The sequence below is a fragment of the Maritimibacter alkaliphilus HTCC2654 genome, assembly GCF_000152805.1.
Lineage (GTDB): Bacteria > Pseudomonadota > Alphaproteobacteria > Rhodobacterales > Rhodobacteraceae > Maritimibacter > Maritimibacter alkaliphilus.
Genome location: NZ_CH902578.1, coordinates 2,828,529 through 2,846,864, shown reverse-complemented (window position 1 = coordinate 2,846,864; position 18,336 = coordinate 2,828,529). Strand labels below are relative to the sequence as shown.

At 64.6% G+C, this 18,336-nt stretch carries 21 protein-coding genes; 11 read left to right on the top strand and 10 right to left on the bottom strand.

Translation table 11 applies throughout. From position 1 onward, the window contains the following. Positions 1-135: 135 nt before the first annotated feature. The 3 genes from RB2654_RS14805 to RB2654_RS14795 all read left to right on the top strand — a co-directional run bounded on the left by RB2654_RS14805 (position 136) and on the right by RB2654_RS14795 (position 2,110). Complete coding sequence (locus tag RB2654_RS14805; RefSeq protein ID WP_008333304.1) at positions 136-441, top strand: hypothetical protein; 306 nt, start codon at positions 136-138, stop codon at positions 439-441. A gap of 126 nt (positions 442-567) precedes the next feature. Beyond that, the gene (pyrF, locus tag RB2654_RS14800) at positions 568-1,275 is read left to right on the top strand and encodes an orotidine-5'-phosphate decarboxylase (RefSeq protein ID WP_008333303.1); all 708 of its coding nucleotides are present in this window, start codon (positions 568-570) and stop codon (positions 1,273-1,275) included. 91 nt (positions 1,276-1,366) lie between these two features. Beyond that, the gene (locus RB2654_RS14795; RefSeq protein ID WP_008333302.1) at positions 1,367-2,110 is read left to right on the top strand and encodes a hypothetical protein; all 744 of its coding nucleotides are present in this window, start codon (positions 1,367-1,369) and stop codon (positions 2,108-2,110) included. Here RB2654_RS14795 and RB2654_RS14790 read toward each other — a convergent pair. From RB2654_RS14790 to RB2654_RS14780, 3 genes are all read right to left on the bottom strand, one after another. Further along, positions 2,107-2,382: an NfeD family protein gene (locus RB2654_RS14790; RefSeq protein ID WP_008333301.1), complete on the bottom strand. Its 276-nt coding sequence runs from the start codon at positions 2,380-2,382 to the stop codon at positions 2,107-2,109. The genes RB2654_RS14795 and RB2654_RS14790 overlap by 4 nt on opposite strands. Beyond that, positions 2,379-3,272, bottom strand: coding sequence for an SPFH domain-containing protein (locus tag RB2654_RS14785; protein WP_008333300.1), 894 nt, complete (start codon positions 3,270-3,272; stop codon positions 2,379-2,381). Before RB2654_RS14785 ends, RB2654_RS14790 begins: the two co-directional genes overlap by 4 nt. A 98-nt stretch (positions 3,273-3,370) precedes the next feature. Continuing rightward, on the bottom strand, positions 3,371-3,778 hold the full coding sequence (locus tag RB2654_RS14780) for an NUDIX hydrolase (protein WP_008333295.1): 408 nt from the start codon (positions 3,776-3,778) through the stop codon (positions 3,371-3,373). 74 nt (positions 3,779-3,852) lie between these two features. Here RB2654_RS14780 and RB2654_RS14775 point away from each other — a divergent pair, with 74 nt between their 5' ends. Next, complete coding sequence (locus tag RB2654_RS14775; RefSeq protein ID WP_008333288.1) at positions 3,853-4,767, top strand: VOC family protein; 915 nt, start codon at positions 3,853-3,855, stop codon at positions 4,765-4,767. A gap of 100 nt (positions 4,768-4,867) precedes the next feature. Here RB2654_RS14775 and RB2654_RS14770 read toward each other — a convergent pair whose 3' ends face one another. The 5 genes from RB2654_RS14770 to RB2654_RS14750 form a co-directional block, all read right to left on the bottom strand. Further along, a complete protein-coding gene (locus RB2654_RS14770; RefSeq protein WP_008333287.1) occupies positions 4,868-5,515 on the bottom strand; it encodes an RluA family pseudouridine synthase in 648 nt (215 codons plus the stop codon). Between the two features lie 37 nt (positions 5,516-5,552). Then, positions 5,553-6,176, bottom strand: a complete 624-nt coding sequence (locus tag RB2654_RS14765) for a LysE family translocator (protein ID WP_008333286.1) — start codon at positions 6,174-6,176, stop codon at positions 5,553-5,555. Continuing rightward, on the bottom strand, positions 6,173-6,538 hold the full coding sequence (locus tag RB2654_RS14760; protein WP_008333285.1) for a GFA family protein: 366 nt from the start codon (positions 6,536-6,538) through the stop codon (positions 6,173-6,175). Before RB2654_RS14760 ends, RB2654_RS14765 begins: the two co-directional genes overlap by 4 nt. Beyond that, positions 6,532-6,981, bottom strand: a complete 450-nt coding sequence (locus RB2654_RS14755; RefSeq protein WP_008333284.1) for a GAF domain-containing protein — start codon at positions 6,979-6,981, stop codon at positions 6,532-6,534. The genes RB2654_RS14760 and RB2654_RS14755 overlap by 7 nt, the downstream gene beginning before the upstream one ends. Positions 6,982-7,054: 73 nt before the next feature. Next, positions 7,055-8,233, bottom strand: coding sequence for an acetyl-CoA C-acyltransferase (locus RB2654_RS14750; RefSeq protein ID WP_008333283.1), 1,179 nt, complete (start codon positions 8,231-8,233; stop codon positions 7,055-7,057). 96 nt (positions 8,234-8,329) lie between these two features. Between RB2654_RS14750 and RB2654_RS14745 the strand changes: the two genes are divergently transcribed. Together RB2654_RS14745 and RB2654_RS14740 are read left to right on the top strand one after the other, a co-directional pair. After that, complete coding sequence (locus RB2654_RS14745; protein ID WP_008333281.1) at positions 8,330-8,674, top strand: STAS domain-containing protein; 345 nt, start codon at positions 8,330-8,332, stop codon at positions 8,672-8,674. After that, positions 8,664-9,173, top strand: coding sequence for an ATP-binding protein (locus tag RB2654_RS14740; protein WP_161600697.1), 510 nt, complete (start codon positions 8,664-8,666; stop codon positions 9,171-9,173). Before RB2654_RS14745 ends, RB2654_RS14740 begins: the two co-directional genes overlap by 11 nt. A gap of 231 nt (positions 9,174-9,404) precedes the next feature. Here RB2654_RS14740 and hspQ read toward each other — a convergent pair whose 3' ends face one another. Continuing rightward, entirely contained in the window at positions 9,405-9,731 is a 327-nt protein-coding gene (hspQ, locus tag RB2654_RS14735) for a heat shock protein HspQ (protein ID WP_008333273.1), read from the bottom strand. An 82-nt stretch (positions 9,732-9,813) separates the two neighbouring features. Between hspQ and RB2654_RS14730 the strand changes: the two genes are divergently transcribed. Both RB2654_RS14730 and RB2654_RS14725 read left to right on the top strand, forming a co-directional pair. Continuing rightward, positions 9,814-10,695, top strand: coding sequence for an AEC family transporter (locus tag RB2654_RS14730; RefSeq protein ID WP_040885039.1), 882 nt, complete (start codon positions 9,814-9,816; stop codon positions 10,693-10,695). Between the two features lie 73 nt (positions 10,696-10,768). Beyond that, complete coding sequence (locus RB2654_RS14725; protein ID WP_040885038.1) at positions 10,769-11,359, top strand: transglycosylase SLT domain-containing protein; 591 nt, start codon at positions 10,769-10,771, stop codon at positions 11,357-11,359. On the opposite strand, the gene RB2654_RS14720 is transcribed toward RB2654_RS14725, so the two are convergent. Then, entirely contained in the window at positions 11,356-12,582 is a 1,227-nt protein-coding gene (locus tag RB2654_RS14720) for an FAD-dependent monooxygenase (protein WP_040885737.1), read from the bottom strand. The two genes, RB2654_RS14725 and RB2654_RS14720, sit on opposite strands and share 4 nt — an antisense overlap. Before the next feature lie 80 nt (positions 12,583-12,662). On the opposite strand from RB2654_RS14720, the gene RB2654_RS14715 reads away from it, so the two are divergent. The 3 genes from RB2654_RS14715 to RB2654_RS14705 all read left to right on the top strand — a co-directional run. Then, on the top strand, positions 12,663-13,991 hold the full coding sequence (locus RB2654_RS14715; protein WP_008333259.1) for an amidase: 1,329 nt from the start codon (positions 12,663-12,665) through the stop codon (positions 13,989-13,991). Between the two features lie 216 nt (positions 13,992-14,207). Continuing rightward, the gene (locus RB2654_RS14710; RefSeq protein WP_008333257.1) at positions 14,208-15,392 is read left to right on the top strand and encodes an aminotransferase class I/II-fold pyridoxal phosphate-dependent enzyme; all 1,185 of its coding nucleotides are present in this window, start codon (positions 14,208-14,210) and stop codon (positions 15,390-15,392) included. A 13-nt stretch (positions 15,393-15,405) separates the two neighbouring features. After that, positions 15,406-18,336, top strand: a 2,931-nt coding sequence (locus RB2654_RS14705) for a DNA translocase FtsK (RefSeq protein WP_008333256.1), incomplete at its 3' end; no start/stop codon positions are given.

The following is an 18,336-nucleotide window of genomic DNA, read 5'->3' as shown; positions in this document are numbered from 1 at the left end:
GGGGGGCGTCACCCCCCTCGCAAGTCTGTGATCACGAAAATTGCATATGTCCGTTCACCTTCGCGCAACCAATCGCGAACGGAATGTTCACCACTTTCGGCGATGGTCCGCGCCGTGGGGCAAACAGGACCGACCATGAAAGTGACCGACATAGACATCCGCGATCTGCGCTGGGACGATCGCGCGAAATGCTTCCGCGCCGCCGTATCCATGGCGATGTTGCCCGATGGGGGCGCGCGCCAACGGCATGTGAATTTCATCTGCCAGTCGCACAGGGCGCACGACTGCCCCTCATCGCTCATCACCTACGACCTCGTGACCCATGCGCTCGATCAGGCGCGCGCCATGCCGGGGTTTCGCCGTGGCGAAGAACAGATCTCGGTCGACATTATGTCGGCGGTGGGTCGTCTGCCTTTCTCACCGCGCGCCAAGGCCGGATGACACTGGCATCGAAGCGACCCATTTTGTTTGACGGTGGGTGCACCGGACATGCGCCAGCTTTACCGCTGAACGCTTGACGGAATCGGGCGGCTTTCGCACAAGGGCCGAAACCGGAAAGGATCGCCCATGGCCGAGAACATGACCAAGACCGACGACCGCTTGATCGTGGCGCTCGACGTTCCCAACGCGCTGGCCGGGCTGGAACTGGCGCAACGGCTTGGTGACCCAGTGGGCTTCTACAAGATCGGCCTTGGTATGCTGACCGGCGGGGGCCTCGCCCTGGCCCGCGAACTGATCGACGGGATGGACAAGCGCATCTTCCTCGACATGAAACTCTTCGACATCGGCAACACGGTCGAGGCCGCCGTGCGCGGGCTTGCGAACTACGGGCTGGACTTCCTGACGGTCCACGGCGATCCGCATGTGGTGCGCGCGGCGCAGGAAGGCAAAGGGGCCTCGGACCTCAAGATCCTCGCCGTGACGATCCTGACCTCGCTCGACCGCGCCGACCTCGACGACATGCTGATGTCGCAGGGCGACGTGCAGGACATTGTCGTGGAACGCGCGCGCCGGGCCATGGCCGCCGGGGCGGACGGCGTGATCGCCTCCCCGCACGAAGCCGCGTTGATCCGGGCCTTGCCGGAGGCCAGCGGCAAGCTGATCGTGACGCCGGGCGTTCGCCCACAAGGCGCCGAGACGGGCGACCAGAAACGGATCGCGACACCCGAGAAAGCCATCTCGGACGGCGCCGACCACATCGTCGTCGGCCGCCCGATCAAGTCCGCGCCCGATCCGCGTGCCGCCGCTGAAGCGATCCTCGCAAGCCTGCCGTAGGGGGATTGCGCCGCCGTCACAGGTAAGGCTGCGCTGACTAGGCGCGGCGACCGACCATGGTAGACTACGCCCACGCAACGGGGAGAGCGCCGTGGATCAGCTTGGCAAGGAAATCAAAGGCGACATCGAAGAGGACAAGAACGCCCTCGTCATCGAGTATCTGAACGTCCGGCGCGCGCTTGGCTGGCTCGGCTTCTTCCTGCCCGCCGTTCTCATCATCTATGGCCTGCTGCCTGATACGGTCTTCGCGCCCTCGATCAGTGAGTTTTACTACACCCACATGGGCGGCGTTTTCGTCGGCACTATGTGCGCGATCGGCGTGTTTCTGGTCAGTTACAAGGGCTATGCGAAGACCGACGACGAAACGCTGTCCGACAACGTCCTGACCAGCGGCGCTGGGATCTTCGCCATCGGGGTCGCGCTGTTCCCGGTGGTTGTCGACAGCCCGGACATGGTCGCGCTGCCCGACGTGAACCTCGGGATCGAGGGGCACCCGAACCTACTACACTTCGGCTCTGCCACGGGCTTTTTCGTTCTGCTGTCGCTGATGTCGATCTTTCAGTTCACCAAGTCGGACCGCGACTCGGACGGGAAAATGGTCTGGACCGGCGACAACCTGATCTTTGTCGGCTGCGGGGGCGTCATGATCCTGGCCCTGCTGGCGCTCGTCCCCTACGTCCTGTCCGACCGGATCACCGAAACCCTCGCGCCCTACAAATACATGTTCATCCTCGAAACCATCGGCGTTCTCGCCTTTGCGGTCTCATGGCTGGTCAAGGGCAAGCAGCTCGGCGCGGTGCGGGCCGTCGCCCGCATGGTGGCGCCTGCCGACTAATCCTCGTTGATGTCGCGGTGAAAGGTCTGGCGCTGCCCGCGTCGCACACCGAAGGCCGCGCGCAGGATCACCCATGCGGCGACCGACACGATAGCGAAGACCACAAGCGCCCATGCGAGCGCGATCGACACGCCGACGGCGAGCAAGACACCCACGACCGCCGCGCCCAGCGCGAAGCCCACGAACACGAAACCGGCCGTGAACACCTCGAAAATCGCGAGGACCAGCGCCGCCGCGATCCAGACCCACCAGATTTCCCAAAGCATCATCATGAACGGCCCTTGAGCATACCAAAGGCGTTCTTGAAGGCGTCCACCGCATCGGCGGGCAACAGGATCATCTGATTGCCCGGTCCGTCACCCACCTTGGTCAGCGCCTCGACCTGTTTCAGCGCGACCTGATACTGCGCCGCCTCAAGCCCGTTGTCGGCGATGGCCTTGGCCACGACTTCGGTCGCATAGGCTTCGGCATCGGCCTGAATGCGGCGGGCTTTGGCGATCTGTTCGGCGGCATAAAGCTCGGCATCCGCCTGAAGCTCGACCGCGCGCTTCTTGCCCTCGGCCTCGGTCACCTGCGCCCGACGGGCCCGTTCGGCATTGAGCTGCTGAAGCATCGCGTCGCGTGTCGCCTGATCGAGGTTCACGTCGAGAATCTCGGTCCGCGTCACCTCGATCCCCCAGTTGTCGACTGCATCCTCGACCTGCGATTTGATCCGCGCGATCAGCTGCGTGCGGTTCGACTGCACGTCGTCCAGATCCATCATCCCGATCTCGCTTCGCACGATACCCGCGACGGTCGTGGAAATCGCCCCGTCCACATCGCGAATGCGATAGACCGTCTTTTCCGGGTTCAGAATACGGTAGAACACGCTGGTCTCGACCTGCACCAGCACGTTGTCCCGCGTGATCGCATCCTGACTCATCGTCGGAAGCTGGCGTTCGAGGATCGAGATCTTGTGCCGCACCCGATCTAGGAACGGGATGATGAAGTTGATCCCCGGCCCAAGCACCGCCTGAAGCCGCCCGAACCGCTCGACCACGAATTTCTCGGACTGCGGCACGATCCGCACGCCGAGGAAAATCGAGACGATAATGAACAGCGCGATAAGAAGGAGGACGATATTCGACCCCACAAACTGGGACAGGAAATCCTCGGAATTCATGGGCGTCTACTCCGTGTGCTGAAATGTCGGGCACACTATGCGGGGAGCGGCCTTTACCATCAAGTCAGATGTTCCGGTCGGTCCGCCCCCGTAAGCGATCACAGATCGTGCATATCATCCATCGCCTCGGCAACGCGCATTCTGAAATGCGGGATCACATCGTCGCGCAGAACCCAACCGGCGGGGTGCATCAGGGCCACCGCCTGCCCCTCGTCGCCCAGACGAACGCGGCTGAACGCATCCGCGCCAAGCTTGGCCGCGAAAAACCACGCAGGGTTGGGCCGCAGGTAATGCTTTCGCCAGACCAGCCCCTCGGGCGCGAGTGTGAGCCCGGTTTCCTCGACCGTTTCGCGCAACACACAGGCCTCCGGGCTTTCATCCCCTTCACGCGCGCCTCCCGGCAAGTCCCACAACCCCGGCCAAGGGATCGACGGGTCGTCGTCGCGCCGGATTGTCAGAAGTTTGCCGCCGATCAGCAATATCAGTTTCGCGCCGGAAAAGCTCATATCCGCACGATAGGGATAATCCTGTTATCATCCACCCAAAGCGCATCGCCGTAATCGCCAAAACGGAGGAAAAGATGATCCCGCATATCCACGGTCTGCACCATGTGACCGCATTCGCCGGCCCCGCGCCCGAGAACGACGCCTTCTTCACCGGCACGCTCGGCCTGCGCCGGGTCAAGACGACGGTGAATTTCGACAATCCCTACGTCTACCACCTGTATTTCGGGGACGAAAAGGGCACCCCCGGCACGGTCATGACGCATTTCCCGGACCGGAAATGGAAACAGGGTCATCGCGGGACCGGCGAGGTGGCCGTGACCGCCTTTTCCGTGCCGCGCGGATCGCTGGACGACTGGGAAGCCCGGCTGAAGGGCGCGACCCGGATCGAGGTCTTCGGCCAGGCGCAACTCAGGTTTCCGGGCCCCGACGGCGAAACGCTCGCTCTGGTCGAATGCGACGATGATCGGGAACCATGGCGCGCGCTGCCCAAGACGATGGGCATCCGGGGCTTCCATTCCGTCACGCTCATGATCGCCGACCCCCGGCCCACGCTCGATGTGCTGACCGCGATGGGCTACGCCGAGGCCGGGGTCGAAGGCACCACCACGCGCCTGACGATGGAAGCCCCGGTCGGCATCATCGACGTGATGGCGGCGCCGGACGTCGCGAAATCGGTCGAAGGCGCGGGATCGGTTCACCACATCGCATTCGCCACTCCCAACGACGAGACCCTGCTTGACGTGCGTGAGGCGGTGATCGACGCGGGCCTCAAACCGACCGAAGTGCGCGACCGGAATTACTTCCACTCGATCTATTTCCGCGAACCGGGCGGCGTTTTGTTCGAGGTCGCGACGCTCGACATCGGTTTCGATGCCGACGAGCCGGTGGAAACGCTGGGGGAGGCGCTGAAACTGCCCGCACAGCACGAGCCGCTCAGGGGCGAATTGGTTAACACGCTGGAGCCAATCCCGAATCTGACGCTGGAATAGCGTTATTTCACAGGGGTTTAGCTTGGAGTTCAGGATACTAGAATCCTAGTATTCTGGTAGTCATGGCGCGGCGCTGCCTGAAAGCCGAACGCAAGACCGGTCAGAACGGTGCCTTCGCGCGAAAGTTCATGCCCTTGCCCCCGTCCGGGTGGCGAAACCTAAGGCTTTCCGCGTGTAGCATCAGGCGGGGAAAGTCGCGCGCCGGACCTTCGGCGTAGAACGGATCGCCGCAGATCGGGTGGCCAAGCTCCAGCATGTGAACGCGCAACTGGTGGCTGCGCCCGGTCTGTGGAAACAGCCGCATTCGTGTGGTCGCACCTTCCCGCTTCAGCACCTTCCAGTCTGTAACGGCGGGCTTACCCTTCTCGAAATCGACATGCTGGCGCGGCCGGTTGGGCCAATCGACGATCAGCGGAAGGTCGACGGTGCCCGTATCCTCCTGAACATCGCCCCAGACGCGCGCGACATATGTCTTTTTCACCTGCCGCTTTTCGAACTGCAATCCAAGGTGGCGCTGCGCGTGCGGGGTCAGGGCGAACACCATCACGCCCGACGTGTCACGGTCGAGCCGGTGGACCAGAAGCACCTCGGGGAACGCCGTTTGCAAGCGTGCGATCAGACAGTCCGCCAGATGCTCGCCTTTGCCCGGGACCGACAACAACCCCGACGGCTTGTTCACCACGAGAATCTCATGATCCATGTGGATGATGTCGAGCGGATCGTCGGGCGGGTCGTAAAGGTCATCCATCCCCGGCCTTTCGCAAAGCCGCGCGACACGCGCAAGCCTAGCGTTGCCCACCGGCCAGCACGAGACGCAGCGCCAACGCCGCGTAGACGACGGCGCCGACACGGTTGAGGAGCCGGGCATGGCGGACGAGTTTGGCCCCGACCAGACCGGCGGTGACACCGTAACCCGCGGTGATGAAAAAGCCCGTTCCCGCGAAAATCGCACCAAGGACGAGGATCTGAACCCAAAGCGGCCCGGCCTCGGGCGTGGTGAACTGCGGCAGAAGCGCGAGGATGAAGAGCGCCACCTTGGGGTTGAGCGCATTGGTCAGGAACCCGCGCCACACGGCACGGCCCAGCTTCTGCACCCCGTCGCCCTGCGCCACGGCGCTCGCGCGCCAGCTCTTCCACGCGAGGAACAGGAGGTAGGCCGCGCCCGCATATCGCACCGCATCATAGGCCAGCGGAAAGGCCGCAAGCAGAGCCGACAGCCCGGCAGCGGCCAGCACCGTGTGCCACAGCGCGCCCAGCGCGACGCCGAAAGCGGCGGCGGCCCCCACGCGTGGCCCGCCCGACACCCCCGAAGCGGTCGCGAACATCACGTCCGCGCCCGGGGTGAGGTTCAGCACCACCCCCGCCCCGAGAAAGGCCAGCACGGTCGCAGGATCGAGGCCGAGGATCATCGCAATTCGCTTTCCGGGATGGCGTAGTAATCGCCCTTGTCGGCAGTGAAGATGTGCCGGAAACCGGTCACGCCGGTCGGCCCGTCGATGGCCCCCAAGGCCACTCCGATCTGGTCTGACCCGTTTGCCTGCCAGAAAAGAAACGATCCGCAAGTGGGGCAGAACCCCCGCCGCGCCTCGGTGCTGGCGGCATACCAGCGCGGCTCTCCGGTGATGTCGGCATCCGACAGGGCCACTTCGCCCGAGGCCCAGACATGCCCCGACTGCTTGCGGCATTGGGTGCAATGACAAGCGCCCGGTTCGGCGAGCGTCCCAGCGACGGTGAAGCGGATCGCGCCGCAGAGGCAGGAGCCGGTCAGCATTTTGAAAAGACCTCGTCGAGAATGGCCGTGAGTGCCGAAGCGTCCGATTCGGTGAAGGCGTCGGGCCGGTCGCTGTCGATATCGAACACGCCGATCACCTTGCCCGATCCGTCACGCACCGGGATGACCAGTTCAGAACGGGTCGAGGAGGAACAGGCGATATGCCCCGGAAACGCCTCGACATCCGCCACCCGCTGCACCTCGCCGGTCCGCGCCGCCGCACCGCAGACGCCGCGCGAAAACGGGATGGTCAGGCAGCCGTGGCCGCCCTGATAGGGTCCGATCTTGAGCAGTTCCGGCGCGGTCACCCGGTAGAACCCGGTCCAGTCGAAGCGGTCGTCGAAATTGTGCACCTCGCAGGCGACGGTCGCCATGAGGGCGACCTCGTCGGTTTCCTCCTCGGTCAGGGCGCGGATGCGTTGGGCGAGTTCGGCATAATCCATGCGGATCTCCAGGTGGCGAGGCCGGGGGTTTCACACCCCCGGACCCCCGTGAGGTTTCTTGAAACAGAGAAGGTCAGACGCGCTCGATCGCGATGGCCGTGCCTTCGCCGCCGCCGATGCAGATGGCCGCCACACCACGTTTCAGGCCCCGCTTTTCGAGCGCGTTCAACAGCGTCACGATGATCCGGGTCCCCGAGGCGCCGATCGGGTGGCCCAGCGCACAGGCGCCGCCGTTCACGTTCACGATCTCGCGGCCAAGGCCCATTTCCTGCATGAAGGCCATGGGGACGACCGCGAAGGCTTCGTTCACCTCCCAAAGATCCACGTCCTCCTTGGTCCAGCCGATCCGGTCGAGCAGCTTTTTCGCTGCCGGAACCGGGGCGGTCGGGAAGAGCGCGGGGGCCTGCGCGTGTGAGGCATGGCCGAGGAGGCGCGCGCGAATCCTGAGACCGGCCGCTTCGGCCGCCCCTTCGCCCGCCATGACGAGCGCCGCCGCGCCATCAGAAATCGAGGACGAGTTGGCCGGGGTCACCGTGCCGTCTTTGCGGAACGCAGGCTTCAAGGTGGGGATCTTGTCGGGACGCGCTTTGGCCGGCTGTTCGTCCTCGCCAATCACGACGTCGCCGTTTCGGGTGGTGAGCGTGATTGGCGTGATCTCACCGTCGAACGCCCCAGATTTCTGTGCTTCGAGCGCGTTGTTCAGCGACCCGATGGCGTATTCGTCCTGCGCCTCGCGCGTGAACTGGAACGCCTCGGCGCAATCTTCGGCGAAGGTCCCCATCAGGCGGCCCTTGTCATAGGCGTCTTCCAGACCGTCGAGAAACATGTGGTCGATCACCTGCCCGTGCCCGATCCGCGCACCGCCGCGCATCTTCGGCAGAAGGTAGGGGGCATTCGTCATGCTCTCCATCCCGCCAGCGACCATGATCCCGGTCTGGCCAAGCGCGAGCTGGTCGAAGGCGACCATGGCGGTCTTCATTCCGGACCCGCACATCTTGTTCATCGTCGTCGCCGGCACCTCTTCGCCCAAGCCAGCCGCGAATCCCGCCTGCCGCGCGGGTGCCTGACCCTGGCCTGCGGGCAGGACGCAGCCCATCAGGACCTCTTCGATTCGGTCGGCGGTGGCCCCCGCATCGGTCATCGCGGCCTTGATGGCGGCACCGCCCAGATCCGCAGCCGCAACCCCGTCGAACACGCCCTGAAAGCCGCCCATGGCCGTACGGGACGCCCCCACGATCACCACGTTTTCCATCTTAGTCTCCCGTCGCTTTTCTGCTCCGCGCTTACCGGTTGGTAACGAAGCTTTCCTAGTTTGGCGCCATCAAAACGCCCGCGAAGGAGATTGGCAATGGAGCTCGGCATTCGGGACACCGGCGACACGCGCGTCGTCCACGTGGGCGAGGCTCGGATCGACGCCGCGGTGGCGATCCAGTTCAAAGACCAGATGCGCGACCTGATCGTGGGCGGACCGAACCGTGTGATCCTTGACCTCTCGGCGGTGACCTTTGTCGACAGTTCCGGGCTGGGGGCCATCGTCGCCGCGATGAAACAAGCGGTCGGGCCACAGCAACTCGAACTCGCGGGACTGACCCGGAGCGTGGCCAAGGTGTTCGCCCTGACGCGCATGGACCGGGTCTTTACCATCCACGATAGCGTGGATGCCGTTCTGGCGGGGCCTGCGAATGCAGAGTGAGCCTCTGAGCTTCATGGGACACGCGCGCGACAGGCACAGGGCGGGACCGATTGCCGGAAATGGTGGTCTGCATCTTCTGTTTCCGGCAGGCGAGCGGTCGGTTCGGCGCGCCTTGTCCGCCTCCGTCGCCGCATTTCACGACATGGGCGTGGATCGGGACGGCTGCGATTTCGCCGAACTCGTTCTCGCCGAAGTGCTGAACAACGTCGTCGAACATGCGTTCACGGATCGGGGCCACGGGATCATCGAGTTGGAGGCGTGGCGCGCGGGCAATGCCCTGTCGCTGCGCATTCGCGACGACGGCATGCCGATGCCCGGGGAACGGCTTCCCGCCGCCCAGCGCCACGATCTGACAGTCGAAACCCACGAATTGCCGGAGGGCGGATTCGGTTGGGGCATCATCCACGACCTGACGCGCGACCTGACTTACCGCCGCGACGGGGCACGGAATGAACTGACCTTCGCCATCGACTTTGCCGAGTTCGACGCGAGCACTTAGCGCCCCATCGTCATTAACCATGTCGAGACGAAATGCCCCCAAATTGCCCGATTGGTTCCCAAACGCGGACAGATTGCGGGGGCAAAACGGGACCTGTAGCTGCAATGCTTCCCTCGGTGCCGCGCTTAACAGCCCCCACCCAGTGCGCGGCACCGAGGTTCTCTTCCCAAGGGCTGAAAACACGACGGGCGCCCTTGCGGCGCCCGGTTCGTTTCAGGTCTGCCTGTCTGCTCAGTTCAATTGGAAGTGCAGCGGATAGTGGCCGTCTTCGAAATCGCCGAACAGATCCTCGACATCCGGGTGAGTCACAGGCTCGCCCGAATAATCTTCGACCAGGTTCTGCTCGGACACATATGCCACGTAATAGGTCTGATCGTTCTCGGCCAACAGGTGATAGAACGGCTGGTCCTTGGGCGGGCGGCTTTCCTCGGGAATCGCGTCGTACCATTCCTGCGTGTTGGAAAACATCGCATCCACATCGAAAATGACACCGCGAAACGGATGTTTGCGATGGCGCACGATTTGCCCGAGATGATATTTCGCGTGCGTTTTCAACATAGATCAACAGTCCCCACACCACTACTAGTCACTCGGGTAGCCCCTGTCCATCGGGGGTCATGTGATTCAGGGGAAACAGATTGTGAACCTCGTTCTGACAGTGCTGGAAATCGTCGCGCCCGTGTTTTTGCTGGCGGCAATCGGCTTTGGGTGGGTCAAACTCGGCCATGAGTACCGAATCAATTTCGTGACCAAACTCGCCATGACGCTGGGCACACCCGCCCTGATTTTCACGGCGCTCATGGATACCGAAATCGAGCCTTCGGCCCTGACCGCGATTTCGGTGGCGGCACTCGCCGCATATGTGGCGGTCGCGGTGGTTTTCTTCATCTTGTTGAAGCTTCGCGGCGCGAGCGTGCGAAGCTTCCTTGCCCCGCTCACGTTCGGCAATACCGGAAACCTCGGACTGCCGCTCGCGCTTTTCGCCTTTGGCGACGTCGGGCTGGACTATGCCGTCGTCGTTTTCGCCGTCATGGCGGTTCTGTCGTTCACGGTCGGTCTCTGGCTCGTCTCCGGCGGCGGATCGCCGATCGGGGTGCTGAAGGACCCGATCTTGATCGGCACCCTCGCGGGCACGCTGTTTCTGGTGATGGGCTGGCAGACGCCGACGTTCCTCACGAACACGCTCGACCTGATCGCGCAGCTCGCCATCCCCCTGATGCTACTCACGCTGGGCGTCGCGGTCGCCCGGCTGCGCCCGTCCGGCCTGATCCGGGCGTTCGGATATTCGCTTCTCAAGATCGGGTTCGGGGCCGTCATCGCATGGTCGATCGGTAAGGCGTTCGGCCTGGAACCGACCGCTCTTGCGGTGCTCACGGTTCAGCTCTCCACGCCCGTCGCGGTGGCCAATTACCTGTTGGCCGAAAAGTACGATACCGACCCGAACGAGGTCGCCGGGCTCGTCGTCGTATCCACCCTCGTCGCCGTCGTGACCCTGCCGCTCACCCTCGCCTTTTTCGTCTGAAAAACCGCACCATTTTCAAATCGCCTTGAATCCGCTATGGTCGAAAAAAACAAAAGACCATAGCGAGAGGCAGATGAGCAGGTTTCTCCGCGCCCTGATAATGACCGTCGTTGCGGCGGCACTCGTGTCCTGCGGACAGAACTTTTCTGCGCCGCAAAATCTGGATGACGCCTGTGCCATCGTGAAAGAACGCCCGAAATACCTGCGCGCCATGAAGGCGACGGAGCGCAAATGGGGTGTGCCGGTGCCGGTTCAGATGGCGTTCATCTATCAGGAATCGAAGTTCATCGGGAACAACCGGACCCCGATGCAATACACTCTGGGCGTCATTCCGATGGGCCGCCAAAGCTCGGCCTATGGCTATGCTCAGGCGTTGGACGGCACGTGGGACGATTACCGCGACGAGCAGGGCAAGCGCGGGGCCAAGCGCCACGACATCCGCGACGCCACCGATTTCATCGGCTGGTATATGACCCAGACGGTTGCCGAGACCGGAGTGGCACTGGGCGACGCCAAGAACCAGTACCTTGCCTATCACGAAGGTCGGGCGGGCTACCTGCGCGGCACGCACAACCGCAAATCGTGGCTTCTCAGGATTTCGGACGAAGTCGCCGCGCGCGCCGCCATCTACGACCTGCAACTCAAGACCTGCGGCAAACGCTAGATCTGACGCCCTTCCAGCAGCTTCGGCAAATCTCCGGTCAGTCCGGCGGCCTCGCGGATGAAGCCGCGCCTGATGCCCGGCATGGCGTTGATTAGGCCAAGACCCACGTCCCGCGCGACACGCAGGATCGGATTGTCGTTCGAGAACAGACGGTTGGCGCCTTCCGTGGCAAGCACCATCTGCATCACGTCGAACCTGCGCCATTGCTGATATCGGTCCAGCACGTCGCGCCGCCCGAAATCTTCGCCCCGGCGTTTGGCGAGCGTCAGGATTTCGGCAAGGGCTCCAACGTCCTTGAGCCCGGCGTTCAGCCCCTGCCCCGCAATCGGGTGCATGCCGTGGGCCGCGTCTCCGACCAGCGCGACACGGTCGTCGACGAAGCGTTCGGCCACGGTCAGGTTCAGGGGATAGGTGAACCGCTCCCCCGCGATCGAGATGTCGCCAAGGAAATCGCCGAACCGCGGGCGCAGATGGTCGAGGTACAGGGCCTCATCCAGCGCATGCACGCGCGCCGCATCCTCGGTCGTTTCGGTCCAGACGATGGACGAGCGATTGCCGGGCAAGGGAAGTATGGCGAGCGGTCCGGGCGGCATGAAGAACTGATGCGCGACACCATGATGCGGGTGCTCATGCGCGATGGCGCAGACAAGGGCGGTCTGCCCGTAGTCATGACCCCATCGGTCGATCCCGGCCCGCCGCGCCGTGCCGGATGCACGCCCGTCGCAGCCGACGATCAGCCGGGCGGAAAGGGTGCGTCCACTGGCAAGCGTCACGGTCGCGGTCGACCCTTCGACCGCCTGCGCAACCACCGTCTCCCCCGACAGCACGGTCACGCGAGGATGCGCTTCGACCGCGCCCGCCAGCGCGCGCGACAGAAACCGATCTTCGACCATGTAGCCCATCGGGCCCTCGTCGATCTCGGCATGGTCGAATTCCAGCACGAAAGGCCCCGGCCCGGTGCCGGGCTTGCCGTCCGAAATGCGGATTTCCAGAAGTGGCGTCGAATTCTCCGCGACCGCGCCCCAGACCCCGATGGCCTTCAACAACCGTTGCGAGGCAAGCGCCAGCGCATAACCGCGCCCATCGAACGCGTCTTCGCCACGCGCCCCTGCCTGAAGCGCGTCGATCACGGTCACGTCGAAACCGGCGTCACCCAGAGCCAAGGCCAGAGCGGGCCCGTTCAGCCCGCCGCCCACGATCACGATATCGGTGTCTGTCGTCATGCTCCGTTTCTGCGCCCCTGCGTCGGGATTGTCCATGCGCCCTGCCGTCGCTAGCCTGCGCGAAAACAGCGGAGGGGCAAATGGCCGACAACTGGCTTTGGATGAGTGCGGGCGATCTGGGTCGTGGCATCGGCGCGGGCACGATCGACCCGGTGGACCTGACCGAAGCCTATCTGGACGCCGCCGAGACGCACCCGGAAAGCGCGCGCATTTACGCCCGCATCACCCGGCCCCGCGCCGTCGCCGAAGCCAAGGCCGCCGCCGTCCGGGCGAAAGGCGGGTGTCGCGTGGGGCCGCTCGACGGTGTTCCGATCTCGTGGAAGGACCTGTTCGATACGGCGGGGATCGAGACCGAGGCGGGATCGGCGCTTCTGAAGGATCGCCAACCCAAATCGGACGCCGAGGTTCTCGTTTCTGCGACGTTTCAGGGGCTGGTGTGTCTGGGCAAGACGCATATGTCCGAACTCGCCTTCTCCGGCCTCGGTCTGAACCCGATCACCGCCACGCCGCCGAACGTCAACAGCCCCGATGCGGTGCCCGGCGGCTCATCCTCCGGTGCCGCAGCCTCGGTCGCCCACGGCCTTGCCGCGGCCGGGATCGGGTCGGACACCGGCGGTTCGGTGCGCGTGCCCTCGGCGTGGAACGACCTCGTGGGTCTGAAAACCACGCATGGGCGGCTGTCGCTGAAAGGCGTCGTGCCGCTTGCCGCCCGCTTCGACACAGTCGGACCGCTGTGTCGCACGGTCGAAGACGCAGCCCTTCTTCTTGCCGCGCTCGAAGGCGGCAAGCCAGCCGACCTCGGCGGCGCAACGCTCGCCGGCACGCGGTTCCTCGTCTTGGAAAACGTGCTCACCGACACCCGCGAAACGCCCGCCGCCGCGTTCGAGACGGCCTTGAGCAAACTCGCGGCAGCGGGCGCCCGGATCGACCGCCGCGCCATCCCCGAACTGGACGAGGCGCAGTCGATGTCGGCCCTGCTCTACACGGCAGAGGCATGGGGCACCTGGCGCGAGCGGATCGAATCCGACCCGGACGCGATGTTCGCCCGAATCCGCGACCGCTTCCAATCCGGCGCAGCCTTCACCGCCTCCGATTACATCGCGGCATGGCAGCGACTGGACGCGATCCGTGCCAGCGTTCGCGCGCAAATCGCCGGTTACGATGCGCTCGTCCTGCCCACGACCCCCAACATGCCGCCGGAGGCCGAACGCCTGCTCCAAGATGACGACTACTACGTCACCGAAAACCTGATGACGCTCAGAAATACGCGCTACGGCAACCTCCTCGACGGAGCCGCCCTGACCCTGCCGACCGGCACGCCCAGCGCGGGGATCATGTTCATCGGTAAACCGATGGGCGAGGAACGGCTGCTTCGTATCGGGGCCGCCGCCGAACACGCGCTGACCTGATCCCTTCTTCGGTCTGAAAATACCTCGGGAGGGTCTGGGAGGGCAGCGCCCTCCCAGCGGATCGCTGTGGGCGCAAGCCCGCAGCGAAACCTCGCAGAACCCAAAAGCCACATAACCCCGTGGATTCCCGCCTTTTTCTGGACCGGGCCACACAATCCCGTTATCCTCGTCCCAAATCGGGGCGACAACGATCCCGAACCTTGAGGCACTGAGACGATGACAGCGTTCCCCGAGCGGTTTGCGGGCCTGCCAGAATATGCGTTTCCGCGTTTGCGGTCACTGCTCGACGCACATGCGCCGGGCGGCGATGTCGTGCATATGACCATTGGCGAGCCGAAGCACGCCATGCCGGATTTCGTGTCGCGCATCATTGCCGAAACCGCCCAGGACTTCGGGAAATACCCGCCGAACGAAGGGACGCCGGAGCTGCGGGGCGCCTTCACCGATTGGCTCGAACGCCGCTATGGCATTGACATATCGACCGAAAATCAGGTCATGCCGCTGAACGGCACGCGCGAGGGGCTGTTCAACGCGGCCATCGCCCTGTGCCCGGAAGAGGTGCGCGGGGCGAAGCCCGTCATCCTCATCCCGAACCCGTTCTATCAGGTCTACGCCGTGGCCGCCGCCGCCGTGGGTGCCGAACCCGTGTTCGTCTCGGCCACCGCCGAAAACGGCTTCCTGCCCGATTATGCCAGCCTGCCGCCCGAGATCCTGACCCGGACCGCGATCGCCTATATCTGTTCACCCGGCAATCCGCAGGGTGCCGTGGCCGACCGCGATTACTGGGCCAACCTGATCGCTCTGGCCGAAAAGCACGACTTCCGCATTTTCGCGGACGAATGCTATTCCGAAATCTACCGCGACGCCCCGCCCCCCGGCGCGATGGAGGTCGCGATGTTCGGCGGCGCCGACCCCGAGCGGGTGGTGATCTTCCATTCGCTCTCCAAACGCTCGAACCTGCCCGGACTGCGGTCTGGCTTCGTGGCGTCCGGCCCCGAAAACATGGCCCGCATCCGCCAGCTTCGCGCCTATGCCGGCGCGCCCCTGCCGCTTCCATTGCAGCACGCGGCGGCGGCGGTCTGGGCCGACGAAGATCACGTCATCGCTTCGCGCAAACTCTATCAAGAGAAGTATGCGATCGCCGATGCGGTCTTCGCGGACTACCCCGGATACCACAAGCCCGAGGCCGGGTTCTTCCTGTGGCTGCCCGTCGACGACGGCGAGGCGGCGGCGATGAAACTCTGGACCGAAACCGGCATTCGCGTGCTGCCCGGCGCCTATCTCGCGCGGGACGTGAACGGGGCAAACCCCGGAAAAGAATACATAAGAGTGGCGCTTGTCGCCCCGAAAGAAGAGACGCAGCGCACATTGGAAACGATGCGCGACTGCCTCCTGAACTGAGGACGAGGACAACATGGCATACCACGTCAGGGAACGAGATCCGATATTCGATGAAGCCACGCAGGCGATGATCGAACGACGGGGCAAGGAACTCCTCGGCCTCGCGCTGTTCGTCGTGGGTGTGGCCATCGCCCTGATGATGGCCACCTACTCGGCCGAAGACCCCGGCTGGATGTCCGCGACCGAAGGTCCGGCGCAGAACGCGCTCGGCCAGTTCGGCGCAACGCTCGCCTCGCCGCTCGCCATCATCCTTGGCTACGGGGCCTGGGGCTTTGCCGCCGCCTTCGCCGCGTGGGGCGCCCGCTACATCCTCCATCGGGGTGAAGAACGCGCCATGGCCCGTGCGATCTTCGCGCCCATCGCCGTCGCGCTGGCCTCGGTCTATGCCTCGACCCTCGTGCCGCCGGTCGACTGGACCCATTCGTTCGGCATGGGTGGGCTGTTCGGCGACACGGTTCTGGGCGCCGTGCTGGGGGTCATGCCCGGCTCCGCCGCGTTCGGGATCAAGCTGCTTGCCATCCTTTTCGCCTTCGCCGCCCTGATCGTCGGCGCCTTCGCACTGGGCGTGACGCGCTATGAACTGGGCCGCATGGCGCGGTTCCTGATCGTGGGCGTCGTGATGACCTATGCCGGACTTCTCAAACTCGCCCGTTTCGGCGCACGTGGGGCCGCCATGGGTGCCCGCGCGGGCGCCGCGTCGGCCGCATCCGCAGCAGGTGCCGCCGCGCGTGGCGTGCAGGATTATCAGGCGAGCCGCCGTGAAACGCGCGAAAGCTGGACCCAGCCAGAGGACGAACCGCTCTACGAACCCGACGAAGCGGTCGACAGCCCGCCCCCCATGGCCGCGAACCGGGTGATCCGGGCCGAAGCCCCGGTCGAACCGCCCATGCGCCGGGCGCCCGCGCCCCAACCCGCGCCTCAGCCGCAGATGGCATACGCGGAAGCGGCCCCCGCACCGCAGCCACAACCGCAACCACAGCCTCAACCCAAAGGCGGCCTGCTGTCGCGGGTGATGAAACGTGCGCCCGAGCCCGAGCCGGAACTGATCGACAACACGTTCCACGGCGCCGATCCCGAAGGCGGCGACAACCCCGACCGCATCTCGGCCAAGATCGCGAACGCCCTGCGCAATCGCACCGCGCAACTGACCGGGCAGCCGATTTATGAGCAGGAAGAGGAACCGGCCAACACCACCTCGGCCATGATCGCCCGCGCCGCGGCCCGCGCCAAGGCGCAGCACCCCAAGCATGTGATCCGGCTCGACCCGTCGATGCGCCCGGAACCGCCGGTGACCGCCGCGCAGGCCGCTCAACCCGCGCCCGTGGCCGAACCCGAGCTCGAGCGGGGCAACATCTTCGCCGACATGACCGACGACGCGGTCGAAGACTACCCGGTCCAGAACTACGCGACCGAGGAATACCTGGCCGAACCTTACGAGGATGAGGGCGAACCCCTCGCCCTCGAGCCCGACATGCGGGCCTACGACCGCCCGCATGAGCCGCGCATCCTCGACGACTGGATGCCGGGTCGCGACGACGACATAGGTCCGGGGTATGACGCCGACTTCGACGGCGCGCCCTACGAACCCGCGCCCGACATGCCGGATGCCTATACCCCCCCGCCGATGCCGGAGCCGAAAAAGGTCGTTCAGCATCCGCCCCGCAAGGCGACCAAGCCCTCCAGCCGGGCGATGGCCGAAGCGCAGCCGTCGCTCGCTTTCACCGAGAACGATGTGGAATACGAACTTCCGCCGCTGAACCTCCTGATGAACCCGACGAACATCGAGCGTCATCACCTGTCGGATGAGGCGCTGGAAGAGAACGCTCGGATGCTGGAAACCGTGCTCGACGACTACGGCGTGAAGGGCGAGATCGTCTCGGTCCGCCCCGGCCCCGTCGTCACGATGTACGAGCTTGAGCCTGCACCGGGCCTCAAAGCCTCCCGCGTGATCGGTCTGGCCGACGACATCGCCCGGTCGATGTCGGCGCTGTCCGCCCGCGTCTCGACCGTGCCGGGCCGCAGCGTGATCGGCATCGAACTGCCCAACGCGAACCGCGAAAAGGTGGTCCTGCGAGAAATCCTGTCGGCCCGCGACTTCGGCGACACCAACATGCGCCTGCCGCTGGCCTTGGGCAAAGACATCGGCGGTGGCCCGGTCGTGGCCAACCTCGCCAAGATGCCCCACCTCTTGATCGCGGGGACCACCGGCTCCGGTAAGTCGGTCGCCATCAACACGATGATCCTGTCGCTCCTCTACCGCCTCACGCCGGAAGAGTGCCGCATGATCATGATCGACCCTAAGATGCTGGAACTTTCCGTCTACGACGGCATCCCACACCTTCTGTCCCCCGTCGTCACCGACCCGAAGAAGGCGGTCGTCGCGCTGAAATGGGTCGTGGGCGAGATGGAGGAACGCTATCGCAAGATGTCCAAGATGGGCGTGCGCAACATCGACGGCTACAACAGCCGCGTGGCGGACGCGCAGGGTCGCGGCGAAATGTTCTCGCGCACAGTGCAGACGGGGTTCGACGAGGATACGGGCGAACCGATCTTCGAGACCGAGGAATTCGCGCCCGAGAAGATGCCTTTCATCGTGGTGGTCGTCGATGAAATGGCCGACCTGATGATGGTCGCAGGCAAGGAAATCGAAGCCTGCATCCAGCGCCTCGCCCAGATGGCACGCGCATCCGGCATCCATATCATCATGGCCACGCAGCGCCCCTCGGTCGACGTCATCACCGGCACGATCAAGGCGAACTTCCCCACGCGCATCTCGTTCCAGGTCACGTCGAAAGTGGACAGCCGCACCATCCTCGGCGAACAGGGCGCCGAGCAACTGCTGGGTATGGGCGACATGCTCTACATGGCTGGCGGCGCCCGCATCACCCGCGTCCACGGCCCCTTCGTCTCGGACGAAGAGGTCGAAGAGATCGTCACCTACCTC

What these genes read in the sequence shown, in the direction of transcription:
- RB2654_RS14805 (WP_008333304.1), top strand. Translation starts at nt 136, where the DNA reads ATGAAAGTGACCGACATAGACATCCGCGATCTGCGCTGGGACGATCGC.
- pyrF (WP_008333303.1), top strand. Translation starts at nt 568, where the DNA reads ATGGCCGAGAACATGACCAAGACCGACGACCGCTTGATCGTGGCGCTC.
- RB2654_RS14790 (WP_008333301.1), bottom strand. Translation starts at nt 2,382, where the DNA reads ATGATGATGCTTTGGGAAATCTGGTGGGTCTGGATCGCGGCGGCGCTG.
- RB2654_RS14785 (WP_008333300.1), bottom strand. Translation starts at nt 3,272, where the DNA reads ATGAATTCCGAGGATTTCCTGTCCCAGTTTGTGGGGTCGAATATCGTC.
- RB2654_RS14780 (WP_008333295.1), bottom strand. Translation starts at nt 3,778, where the DNA reads ATGAGCTTTTCCGGCGCGAAACTGATATTGCTGATCGGCGGCAAACTT.
- RB2654_RS14775 (WP_008333288.1), top strand. Translation starts at nt 3,853, where the DNA reads ATGATCCCGCATATCCACGGTCTGCACCATGTGACCGCATTCGCCGGC.
- RB2654_RS14770 (WP_008333287.1), bottom strand. Translation starts at nt 5,515, where the DNA reads ATGGATGACCTTTACGACCCGCCCGACGATCCGCTCGACATCATCCAC.
- RB2654_RS14765 (WP_008333286.1), bottom strand. Translation starts at nt 6,176, where the DNA reads ATGATCCTCGGCCTCGATCCTGCGACCGTGCTGGCCTTTCTCGGGGCG.
- RB2654_RS14760 (WP_008333285.1), bottom strand. Translation starts at nt 6,538, where the DNA reads ATGCTGACCGGCTCCTGCCTCTGCGGCGCGATCCGCTTCACCGTCGCT.
- RB2654_RS14755 (WP_008333284.1), bottom strand. Translation starts at nt 6,981, where the DNA reads ATGGATTATGCCGAACTCGCCCAACGCATCCGCGCCCTGACCGAGGAG.
- RB2654_RS14750 (WP_008333283.1), bottom strand. Translation starts at nt 8,233, where the DNA reads ATGGAAAACGTGGTGATCGTGGGGGCGTCCCGTACGGCCATGGGCGGC.
- RB2654_RS14745 (WP_008333281.1), top strand. Translation starts at nt 8,330, where the DNA reads ATGGAGCTCGGCATTCGGGACACCGGCGACACGCGCGTCGTCCACGTG.
- RB2654_RS14740 (WP_161600697.1), top strand. Translation starts at nt 8,664, where the DNA reads ATGCAGAGTGAGCCTCTGAGCTTCATGGGACACGCGCGCGACAGGCAC.
- hspQ (WP_008333273.1), bottom strand. Translation starts at nt 9,731, where the DNA reads ATGTTGAAAACGCACGCGAAATATCATCTCGGGCAAATCGTGCGCCAT.
- RB2654_RS14725 (WP_040885038.1), top strand. Translation starts at nt 10,769, where the DNA reads ATGAGCAGGTTTCTCCGCGCCCTGATAATGACCGTCGTTGCGGCGGCA.
- RB2654_RS14720 (WP_040885737.1), bottom strand. Translation starts at nt 12,582, where the DNA reads ATGACGACAGACACCGATATCGTGATCGTGGGCGGCGGGCTGAACGGG.
- RB2654_RS14715 (WP_008333259.1), top strand. Translation starts at nt 12,663, where the DNA reads ATGGCCGACAACTGGCTTTGGATGAGTGCGGGCGATCTGGGTCGTGGC.
- RB2654_RS14710 (WP_008333257.1), top strand. Translation starts at nt 14,208, where the DNA reads ATGACAGCGTTCCCCGAGCGGTTTGCGGGCCTGCCAGAATATGCGTTT.